Here is an 11,122-nt window from a genome sequence, read left to right as displayed (position 1 = left end):
GCTCCTGATCAGTCGGCGAAGAAGAATTCGTCCGGCCGGTGAATGCCGAAATGCGCGCCGGGTTCCCATGCCCACATGGCCTGTTCGGGCACATTGCGAAGGCGGTTCGAAACCACCACAGGCTGCGGGGCACCGTTCAGGATGCCAATGGCAAATAGCTGGTCGGCATGAATACTTAACATCTCGGTCCAGATTGCCTTGCGATCGTCGTCGTTGGTGGCGACCTCCCAATCATGGGCTAGTTGCATCAGACGCTCGGCCTCGGGCATGTCGGGGGCTTCGCCAACGTCGCCGCCGGTCTGATAAAATTGACCCCATTTGGGCCAGGCCAGAAAGACTTGATCGGTCGGCGCTAGATAAGCGGGCGAGGTGTGGGCCTGCGGAATGCCGTCATCCCAGCCAAACCAGACCGAAGCCATTGTGTTCCCCGCAAAAACGCGGTTACGCAGGATGTCCCGATCCAGCGGTCGCATGACCAGAGCGACGCCAATCTCGCGCCAGGTGTCGGTGACGATCTGCAGCGCGTTCTCGACCTCTTGCCGTTCACCGGCCGTTTCGATGATCAGTTCCATCGGGCGGCCATCGGGCAGCATGCGGATGCCGTTCTTGTCGCGCTCGGTCAATCCGGCCTCATCCAGTAGGGCATTGGCCATTTCGATGTCATATTGCGCCCAGGCCTGAGCGTTTTCCTCATCATAGAACGGCGACGCGGGCAGCACCGACATCGCGCCAGGCTGGGCCAGTTTGAAATACAGCGCCTGATTGATCGTCTTGCGGTCGATGGCAAGCGACAGGGCACGACGCACGCGCACATCGCGCAGAACGTCGCGCCAGCCTTCATCGGCAAAATTCAGGTTCGGGTAGATCGCAATCTGCGAGGCGACACCGGTTTTCCACAGCCGTGTCTTGTAGTTGCCGATCTCTTCACCCTTTTTCAGGATTGACGCATCGCGGAACGCCAACCCACGTCCTTGCAGGTCGGTTTCACCGGCGTTGGTTTTTGCAGCGACCAGACCGGGGGCGACAATTTCCATCTCGACCACGTCGATATAGGGCAATTGCACACCGTTGCTGTCGATGCGGTGGTAATAGGGGTTGCGTACAAAGTTGTGCCGGATTTTCTTGCCCGAGCTGGCATTCAGCCAAGGCTGCAGCGTGGGCAGTTCGTGGTTGTCGAACTTATAAAGATTATCCAGCTTGTTGTGCAGTGCCGCCCAGCTTTTGACGCGGTTGTCTTCGACCAGCGCGGCCATCTCTTCGGGATTTGCATATTTCTCGTGATAAGGCTTCAGAAATGCGGCCGGTCGGTAAATGAAGGGCGGGCGCGCCTGTGCAAGTGACTGCAAGAAGTCCGGGTTCGGGTCTTCCCATTCGAAAACAACCGTGGTTTCGTCGGGGTAGCTCACCGTTGGCGTTTTGCCTTCGACGATCAGAAAATCGGGCGGTCCGGACGGGCTGAGCAGCTCGTTATTCGCGACATCTTCCCACCAATAGCGAAAGTCCTCTGAGGTAAAGGGCGATCCGTCTGACCATTTATGCCCTTCGCGCAGATGCAGGGTAAACTTGCGGTTGTCCTCGCTTTCGTAGGATTCTAGGAGGTCGGGTACAAGTTCGTAATTCTCGTTGAAACCTACCAATCGGGCATAGCCATAGACAACCATCTGGCGGATGTCCTTGGACCGGGTGACCATGGTGCGCAAAGTGCCGCCGGGCGTTCCAAATTCACGCCCCTTCGCTGCCAGATCGACAACCAGCGGTTCATCGGGAAGGCGATCCTGAACAGGTGGCAGATTGCCCGCGCTCACCTCACTTTCCCAAAATCCGCTTTCCTTTGGGGCGGGTGTTTCCGCCGAGGCGGGCAGCATCCATGTAGCCGTCAGCGTGGCAGCCAGAAGCAAGGGGCGAGTGGTCTTAAACATGGCATCGTACCTTATGGCCGGGTTCCATCTCTACCAGCGAAGGTATCACGGAGTCAGTAAATCGGAAGGCGTCATCCCAACTGTCCGGCGAACCTGCGCCCAAAGCAACCAATTTCAGGTCGATAGGGCGGTTGATGTCAGGTTCTGGCTGGGCGGCAATCAGCGCCTTGGTGTAAGGGTGGCGGGGATTGTAGAAAAGGGTTTCGGGCGGGGCCTGTTCCACGACCAGCCCGCGGCGCATCACGGCAACCTCGTCGGCAATGCGCGCCACAACGGCAAGGTCATGAGAGATAAAGAAGTAGGACAGGTTCAGACTGTCCTGCAAATCTTCCAGCAGTGTCAGGATTTGTTCCTGAACCGAGACATCCAAAGCCGATGTAGGCTCGTCGCACACGATCAGCTGCGGGTCCAGCATCATGGCACGGGCAATGGACAGGCGTTGCCGCTGACCGCCTGAGAAGGCATGGGGATAGCGTTTCAGCATGTCTGCGTTCAGCCCAACCCGCAGCAGCATCTCCGCGGCTTTTTCACGCTGTTCAGATGCGGTGCCGATCTTATGAATCTCTAGCGGTTCGGTCATCGCATCCTGAATGCGCATGCGCGGGCTGAGTGAGCTGTAGGGGTCTTGAAACACCATCTGCGCCTTGCGCTGAAAGGCGGTGCGCTGGGCACGGGTCATATGGTGGACGGTAATCGGGTCTTCAGTTGCCGAGGTGCGGAACAGAACCTCGCCGCCGGGATCGGGCAGTTCAGCGCCCAACGCGATACGCGCAGCCGTGGTCTTGCCCGAGCCGCTTTCACCAACCACAGCCAGCGTCTTGCCGCGCGCGAGATTCATGTCAACGCCGCGGCAGGCATGGATCAGTTGTTGGCCCTGCCAGCCTTTGCTGGATCGTAAGGTGTACGTTTTTGAGACGCTCTTGATCTGCAGGATCAGATCCTCGTCGGGCATCGGTATCCCAACCGAGTCTTCGTCCGGAATCTCGGGGGCTGCGTTGAACAATTGCTGCGTATAAGGATGCGCGGGTGAGGTCAGGATCGGCGCGGCGGCCCCGGATTCCATTACGCGGCCCTTGTGCATAACGACGACTTGCTCGGCCATATTGGCGACTACGCCCAGATCATGCGTGACAAGGATCAGCGCCATGCCGGTTTCGCGCTGCAATTCCTTGATCAGGCCCAGAACCTGCGCCTGTGTCGTCACGTCAAGCGCGGTTGTCGGTTCGTCTGCGATCAACAATTCCGGCTTGGACACCATCGCCATCGCAATCATGGCGCGTTGGCGCATGCCGCCGGACAATTCAAACGGGTAAGAATCATATGCACGTTGGGGATCGGGAAAGCCCACGCGCTCGAACTGAGTCAAAACTTCTTTGCGGGCCTGCGCCTCGGACGCGCTACGGTGCAGCCAGAGAACCTCGCTGACCTGATTGCCGATCTTGTGCAGCGGCGACAGGGATCGCATCGGTTCTTGAAAAATCATCGAAACGCGGTTGCCGCGAATGCCGCGCATCTGCTTTTCGCTGATCTTGGTCAGATCCTCTGTGCCCTTGGAATCATTCAGAATGATCGTCCCGCTGCGAATTTGCGCCGTGCGTGGCAAAATCCGCAGCGCCGCCCGGCACGAGATGGTCTTGCCAGAACCGGATTCGCCGACCAGAGCCAGGGTCTGCCCGGCCTCGACGTCAAAATTGACGCCTTTGACAACGGATTTACCCGCACCAAAACCGATGCTCAAATCGCGGACAGACAACAAAGCTGTCATGCGGGTATTCCACCCGTTGGGCCGTAGGTCGGCATCGGCTTGATCAACTCCCCGTGTTTTTTGACGCAGTCTCGCGCGGTTGGGGCAGGCTAGTCAAACCCGTTCTTAGGGTGAAATGTCGCGGAAACGTGAAACTGACACCAATTTGTCTACACAAAGTCTTGAGGATTTGCGATCACGGGGCGTATCGACCCCATCTGGCAAATCGACTGATATCAAGGAGAGATTTCCCCGTGCCCGACGATCAAAGCCGACTCGATCTGTTCATTGACCGCATGGTGTCGCAACGCGCCTGTCTGGATTTTGCCATAACCGAATCGCGTGGCATGGCGGGACCGGTCTTTGAATTGGGTTTGGGCAATGGGCGCACCTATCATCACATGGCGCAATACGTGAAAGACCGCCCCGTTTACGTGTTTGAACGAGCCGTGGCGTCCCACCCAGATTCGACACCGCCCGAGGATCGGGTGATTCTGGGCGATGTGCGCGAAACGCTGCCCGCCGCGCTGACGCGTTTCGGAGCCACTGCAAGCCTGGTCCACGCGGACCTTGGCGGGCATAACCGGGAAAAGAACGACGCCTTTGCCAGATTTGTTTCACCATTGATCCAACCTCTGCTGGCAGAAGGTGGTTTGATGGTCTCAAGTGATCGGATGTATTTCGACGAACTGACTGAACTGCCTTTGCCACCCGGTGCGGTTCAGGGCCGGTGCTTCGTCTATCGCCGCTGAGACTCAGGAGCATCCCATGCTGTTCTACGATTGCAAGACCGCCCCAAACCCGCGCCGGGCCCGTATGTTCATCGCGGAAAAAGGGCTGGAGATTGAAACCCGCGAGGTCTCGATCGGCAAAGGCGAACAGCTGAGCGATGCGTTCAAAGCGATCAACCCAAATGCGACCCTTCCTGTGCTGATCACGGATGAGGGCACGGCACTGACCGAGAACCTTGGCATCGCGGCCTATCTCGAGGCCCGCTTTCCCGAGCCGCCTTTGATGGGGCGAACGCCGGATGAAAAAGGGTTGGTTTTGACGTGGAACAGTATCGTTGAACAGCAAGGCGGCGCGCCCATCGCCGAAACTTTGCGCAACACGCATCCCGCCTTTGCCGACAGGGCTATTCCCGGTCCGATGAATCACGCTCAGATTCCCGAACTGGCGCAGCGGGGTGCCGCGCGGGTTCGGCATTTCTTCGATCTGTTGGAAATGCGATTGGCGGAAAGCCCCTATATCGCCGGGTCTGAGTTCACGCTGGCTGACATTTCAACCTTTGTCTTTGTGGACTTTGCCCGCGTGATCAAGACGCGAATACCGCAGGAAAATTCGGCCGCGCTGGCGTGGTTCGAAAAGGTCGGCACACGGCCCAGCGCGCAGCTTTAAACTGGCCAAACTCTTTCATGTTTCTTGAATCAGTAGGACTGTACAGAAATGTCTAGACAGATGTGAACAGTGGGTCTAGCGTTCTGCCCAGGCCATGTTGGGAGGGCAGGATGAAATCTCAGTACCGCGTTGTAGTCATCGGGGGCGGCGTTGTGGGCGCCTCGGTTCTGTATCACCTGGCCAAATTCGGCTGGTCGGATGTGGTGATGCTCGAACGGCGGCGGTTGGCATCGGGGTCTTCCTGGCACGCGGCCGGAGGGGTTCATGCGCTGAACGCTGATCCAAATATGGCCTCGCTTCAGGCGTATACCATCGATCTGCTCAGCGAGATTGAAAAGGAATCGGGTCAGAATATCGGTATGCACATGACCGGTGGCCTGACATTGGCCGGAACGCCCGAACGGTGGGAGTGGCTGCAGGCGAACTACCGTATTTTTCAGTCTATCGGCATTGAGGATTGCGAGTTGCTGTCTCCGGAAGAGGCGCAGCGCCGTTGCCCCATCATGTCCACTGACGGTGTGTTGGGTGCGATGTGGGCGGACCGCGAAGGCTATATCGACACGACCGGCACGGTGCAGGCTTATGCAACGGCGGCCAGAAAACGTGGTGCCGAGTATTATGAGGAAACCAAAGTCGAGGAGTTGATCCAAACTGCTGATGGTTGGCAGGTGGTGACCGACAAGGGCACGATCACTTGCGAACATGTGGTCAATGCGGCGGGGCTTTGGGCCAAACAGGTGGGTCGCATGGCGGGCATCGAACTGCCGGTCTCGCCGCTGAAACACCACTATCTGATTACCGACACGGTGCCCGAAGTGGCGCAAGCGGATTTCGAGATGCCGATGACTGTCGACCTCGAAGGGTTCACCTATATGCGGCAGGACCAAAAGGGCGTTCTGGTTGGGATTTACGAGGTGGACCACGAACACTGGGCCATGGACGGCGCGCCGTGGAACTATGGTGAAGAGCTGTTTCAGGAACAGCTGGACCGGATTGAGAACGAACTGACGCTGGGCTTTGAGCGTTACCCGTCGATCCAGAACGTCGGCATCAAGACATGGGTGAATGGGGCGTTTACCTTCTCGCCGGACGGCAACCCTCTGGTCGGTCCGGTGCCGGGCAAGCCTGGCTATTGGTCGGCCTGTGCGGTGATGGCCGGGTTCTTGCAGGGCGGCGGCGTCGGCAAGACGCTGGCCGAATGGATGATCCATGGCGAGCCCGAGGCGGATGCATGGCCGATGGACGTGGCGCGTTATGGCGATTTCGCCCAGAACAAACGCTACATCCGTGAAACCACAGGCCAGTTCTATTCCCGCCGTTTCGTGATGACCTATCCGAATGAGCAACTGCCCGCAGGCCGCCCGCTGAAGATGGCCCCAGCCCATGACGCCATGACCGAGGCGGGGTGTAAATGGGGCGTCAGCTGGGACCTTGAGGTGCCTTTGTATTTTGCACCAAAAGGGTTTGAAGAGACGCCGACCCTGAAACGTTCCAACGCGCATGACATCGTGGCCGAGGAATGCAAGGTGATCCGCGAAGGGGTTGGGTTGCTGGATATCTCGGGCTTTTCACGGTTCGAGGTCAGCGGTCTGAATGCTGAGGCTTGGCTCGACAAGGTCATGGCCTCAAAACTGCCCCTGCCGGGCCGCGCTAAGCTGGCGCCGATGCTGGGTGAGAACGGGCGACTCAAGGGGGATCTTACCGTTCTCAACTGGGGCGATGGCACCTGGTGGATCATGGGCAGCTATTACCTCCGCGCCTGGCATATGCGCTGGTTCGATGATCGCATGATTGACGGCGTCAATGTACGCGATCTGGGCGAGGACTATTGTGGGTTCGCCGTGGTCGGCCCTAAATCGCAGTCGGTGGTCGAGAAACTGGCGGAACAGGATATCTCGGGTCTTGGTTTCATGGGCTGCGGTGAATTCGATATCGGCCTGGTCCGGGCTCGCGTCGCGCGCCTGTCAGTGACGGGTGAGAAGGGCTATGAGATCAACTGCCGCTATGGCGATCACATTGCGCTGCGCCGGATGCTGCTTGAGGCCGGTGCGGATAAAGGTATCCGCGAATGCGGCTTCAACGCGATGCTGTCCACACGGCTGGAAAAAAGCTTTGGTATCTGGTCGGCGGAATTCACCCAAGCCTACACGCCGGGAATGACCGGGATGGATCGCTGGATCGACTGGGGCAAGGATTTTGTTGGCAAAGACGCCGCTATAGCTGAGCGCGATGGCAACGGCCCGTCGCAAGTGCAGGTAACGCTGGAAGTAGATGCGCTGGACGCGGATGCCAGTGGGTACGAGCCGATCTGGTCGGGCGACAATCGCGTGGGTTTCGTGACTTCGGGCGGCTATGGTCATCATACCGGAAAATCGCTGGCAATGGCTTTGGTCGACCGCGACAAGGCCGAACCGGGTACCGAGCTGACGGTGCATGTGGTTGGCGTTGAACGTCCCGCACGTGTGATCGCACCGTCCCCATACGATCCGCAGGGTAAAGCGATGAGGGGCTGATGGTAATCTCGCAAACATCAGAGCGCGGCAGGCGGCGTCGTGGACGCGGTGCAGACGCCGCGCCCGCGCCAAGTCGCGATGTGAATTACCGACAGTTGCGCAATCCGTTCCCGGTAATGGAGGTATTCCCGGCGGACCAGATCGCCGATATGCACGAAACCGCCCTGCGCGCACTTCAGGAACTAGGCGTCAAGGTTCTGCTGCCCGAGGCCCGCCGAATATTCGACAAGGCAGGCGCGCGGGTGGAAGAAGACAGTGAAATGGTCTTTATCGGCCGAGAGATCGTTGAGGCCGCCATTGCGTCAGCCCCCAAGTCGATCAATTGCCGTGCCGGCGCGCGCCGCCGTGATTTCACGCTGGAATTGGGCAGCCTAGTGTTCCAACCGGGAGCAGGGGCTCCGAACGCCACCGATCTGGAACGAGGCCGCCGCCCCGCGACGGGTCAGGATTATCTGGAGTTCCTGAAGCTTACTCACCACTTTGATGTGTTCCAGATGATCTCGCCGCAAGTCGAACCACAGGACGTGCCGACCCATCTGCGCCACTATTTCACCACGCAGGCGCAGATGGAACTGACGGACAAGTTCCCGTTCTTCTACTCTCGCGGCACGCCGCAGGTGATGGACTGCTTTGAGATGCTGTCGACCGCACGCGGCCTGTCGGATGATGAATTCCGCGCCACCCCGCACAGCTATACGATCATAAACACCAACAGCCCGCGCACGTTGGATATCCCTATGGCGCAGGGTCTGATCGACTTTGCCCGCCACGGTCAGATGTCGATTGTCACGCCGTTCACTCTGATGGGGGCGATGGCACCCATTACGGTGGCCGGGGCGATTACGCTTTCGCATGCCGAGGCTTTGGCGGCGGTGACCCTGACCCAGCTAACCAATCCCGGCGCGCCGGTATGTTATGGGACCTTCACCAGCAACGTAGACATGAAATCGGGGGCGCCTGCATTCGGCACACCCTCGCATTTTCAGGCGTCCCTGGCGGCGGGCCAGTTGGCCCGGCATCTGGGTCTGCCATGGCGTTCTGCCGCCGGGTCGGCGTCGAATGTTAACGATGTTCAGGCCGCTAATGAAAATCAGTTTGGCCTTTGGGGGTGCCTGATGGCCGGGGCGACGGTAATCATTCATTCCGCCGGGTGGCTCGAAGGTGGCCTGACCGTATCCTTCGAGAAGATGATCTGCGATGCCGAAGTGTTGAACATGGTGGCCGAGCTGTGTGCTGGCGCACAAGCGGGCACGGCCGAGATCGGTTATGACACCGCCCTACGTGAGGTTGAACCCAGCGGACATTTCTTTGCCTCCAGCCAGACGATGGAGCGTTACAATACCGAATTCTACGAGCCCCATGTGCATGACTATGCCAATTTCGGCACCTGGACCGAGCGCGGGTCAATCGACGCCAATAACCGTGCAACGGACGTTTGGAAGACCATCCTGAACGACTTCAAAGCGCCCGCCGGGGACAGCGACAGATTGGGTGCCTTGCAGGAATTTATCGCACGCCGTACCGCTGAGGGCGGCGCACCGCCGGAGAGTTAAATGAATACCAAACCGATCCTGCACAGGGACGATCCCAAGGCCGAACCGCTGGTCGGCAACATCAAGGTCACGCGTGACGATTGGCTGAACGTGGCGATGGACGTGCTGATCTCGGACGGGGTGGACCAGATCAAGGTTCTGAACCTGGCCGAGCGGATGGCCGTGTCGCGGTCGTCTTTCTATTGGTACTTCAAATCCCGGCAGGAATTGCTGGACGCGCTGCTGGCTCGCTGGCAGGCAACCAATACGGCGGCGCTGATCGCGCAGGCCGAAGCACCGGCAGAAACCATCACGGCTGCCGTCTGCAATGTGCATCGCTGCGTGGTGAACACAGAGCTTTTCGATACAGCATTGGATTTCGCCGTGCGCGACTGGGCGCGTAAATCGGGCAAGGTGAGACGGGCGCTGGACCAATCGGACGCAAGACGGCTTCAGGCGCTGCACGCCATGTTCACGCGGTATGGGTATTCTGAGGTCGAGGCCGAAACCCGCGCGCGCGTGTTGTACTACATGCAAATCGGGTATGATCTGGCGCAGTTGAACGAGCCGATGGAAACGCGGCTGTCTCTGGTGTCGCATTACCTTTACGTCTTCACCGGGGTCGAACCCAGACCCGAAGAAGTCGAAGAATTCAGCGCCTATTCAAAGCGCTATTGGGAGGGAGCAACAGAATGAGTCAACCAGACGCAATTATCATTGGCACCGGTGTCATTGGCGCAGCCATCGCGTTCGAGATGGCCAAGGCCGGATGGAAAACTCTGTCGTTGGACCGGAACGCACAGGTTGGCCACGGCTCGACCGCCGGGTCCTGCGCGATCATCCGCATGCATTATTCGACCTTTGATGGCACGGCATTTGCGTGGGAAGGCTATCACTATTGGCGCGATTGGGCCGAATACCTGGGCCTGCCAGCAGATACCAATCTGGCGCAGTTTCGTGAAACCGGATGTCTGGTGATGAAGACCGAAGCCAACGGGATGCTGGAAAAGCACATGAAAAACAGCGCCGATCTGGATTGCCCGTTCGAGGACTGGTCACCCGAAAAGATAACCGAACGTCTGCCGGTTTATTCATTGGAAAGCTTCACGCCACCCAAACGTATGGACGACCCGGAATTTGGTCACCCGAACGGGCACAAGATGCAGGGCGGCGTGTTCTGGCCACAGGCGGGATACGTCACCGACCCGGCCTTGTCGGCGCAGAACCTGATGGATGCCGCCAAACAGCATGGGGCAGAAGTGCGCACCGGGGCCGAAGTGGTTGAAATTCTGTCGGAAGGTGGTCGCGTGGCCGGGGTCAAGCTGGCCTCGGGCGAGGAAATCCGCGCCAAGGTCGTAGTAAATGTAGCCGGACCGGGGTCGGCTATCATCAACAAGATGGCTGGCGTATTGGATGACATGACCATCGAAACCCGCCCTCTGCGACAGGAAGTGGTCCACGTTCCCGCACCCGACGGGTTCGATTTCGAGAACGATGGCACCATCGTCTCGGATAGCGATATTGCGTGTTACTGCCGCCCTGAACATGGCAATCATATCCTCGTGGGTTCAGAAGATCCCGAATGCGATCCGCATCAATGGTGCGAGGATGACTTACACTACAATCACGACTTCACCGACCAGTGGACAACGCAGGCGATGCGCTATGCCCAGCGGGTGCCCAGCCTTGGCATTCCATCCAAAACCCGCGGGGTGGTCGATCTGTATGATGCGTCGACCGATTGGATTCCGATCTATGACAAATCCAGCCTGCCGGGGTTCTACATGGCCTGCGGCACCAGCGGGAACCAGTACAAGAACGCGCCGATTGCGGGCAAGATGATGACTGCCCTGATCGACTATTGCGAGGGCGGGGCCGATCACGACGTGCATCCCCTGCAATTCGAGCTGCCCTATATCAAGCGGATGATCGATGTTGGCTTCTACTCGCGTAAACGTCCGATCAATGAAGAAAGCAGTTTTTCGGTTCTGGGCTAGCCTGCCTGCAAAACTGCTC

8 protein-coding genes are annotated in these 11,122 nt (G+C 58.6%); 6 read left to right on the top strand and 2 right to left on the bottom strand.

Annotation, left to right across the window (positions count from 1 at the left end; genetic code table 11):
* Window positions 1-8: 8 nt before the first annotated feature.
* On the bottom strand, window positions 9-1,919 hold the full coding sequence (locus AB1A64_RS19375; protein ID WP_366553341.1) for an ABC transporter substrate-binding protein: 1,911 nt from the start codon (window positions 1,917-1,919) through the stop codon (window positions 9-11).
* Complete coding sequence (locus AB1A64_RS19370; protein WP_366553339.1) at window positions 1,912-3,684, bottom strand: ABC transporter ATP-binding protein; 1,773 nt, start codon at window positions 3,682-3,684, stop codon at window positions 1,912-1,914. The genes AB1A64_RS19375 and AB1A64_RS19370 overlap by 8 nt, the downstream gene beginning before the upstream one ends.
* A gap of 233 nt (window positions 3,685-3,917) precedes the next feature.
* On the opposite strand from AB1A64_RS19370, the gene AB1A64_RS19365 reads away from it, so the two are divergent.
* From AB1A64_RS19365 to AB1A64_RS19340, 6 genes are all read left to right on the top strand, one after another.
* Window positions 3,918-4,415: a class I SAM-dependent methyltransferase gene (locus tag AB1A64_RS19365; protein ID WP_366553337.1), complete on the top strand. Its 498-nt coding sequence runs from the start codon at window positions 3,918-3,920 to the stop codon at window positions 4,413-4,415.
* A 16-nt stretch (window positions 4,416-4,431) separates the two neighbouring features.
* Window positions 4,432-5,061: a glutathione S-transferase gene (locus tag AB1A64_RS19360; protein WP_366553335.1), complete on the top strand. Its 630-nt coding sequence runs from the start codon at window positions 4,432-4,434 to the stop codon at window positions 5,059-5,061.
* Between the two features lie 110 nt (window positions 5,062-5,171).
* On the top strand, window positions 5,172-7,574 hold the full coding sequence (locus AB1A64_RS19355; RefSeq protein WP_366553333.1) for an FAD-dependent oxidoreductase: 2,403 nt from the start codon (window positions 5,172-5,174) through the stop codon (window positions 7,572-7,574).
* Entirely contained in the window at window positions 7,574-9,127 is a 1,554-nt protein-coding gene (locus AB1A64_RS19350) for a trimethylamine methyltransferase family protein (RefSeq protein ID WP_366553331.1), read from the top strand. The genes AB1A64_RS19355 and AB1A64_RS19350 overlap by 1 nt, the downstream gene beginning before the upstream one ends.
* Window positions 9,128-9,802 (top strand): TetR/AcrR family transcriptional regulator, encoded by a 675-nt coding sequence (locus AB1A64_RS19345; protein WP_366553329.1) that lies wholly within the window; start codon window positions 9,128-9,130, stop codon window positions 9,800-9,802.
* Window positions 9,799-11,103, top strand: coding sequence for an FAD-dependent oxidoreductase (locus tag AB1A64_RS19340; RefSeq protein ID WP_366553327.1), 1,305 nt, complete (start codon window positions 9,799-9,801; stop codon window positions 11,101-11,103). The genes AB1A64_RS19345 and AB1A64_RS19340 overlap by 4 nt, the downstream gene beginning before the upstream one ends.
* Window positions 11,104-11,122: the final 19 nt, after the last annotated feature.

The sequence above is a fragment of the Ruegeria sp. ANG10 genome (genome assembly GCF_040705255.1).
Taxonomy (GTDB): Bacteria; Pseudomonadota; Alphaproteobacteria; order Rhodobacterales; family Rhodobacteraceae; genus Ruegeria.
The sequence above is the reverse complement of the archived record's forward strand: the minus strand, read 5'-3'. Positions and strand labels throughout refer to the sequence as shown.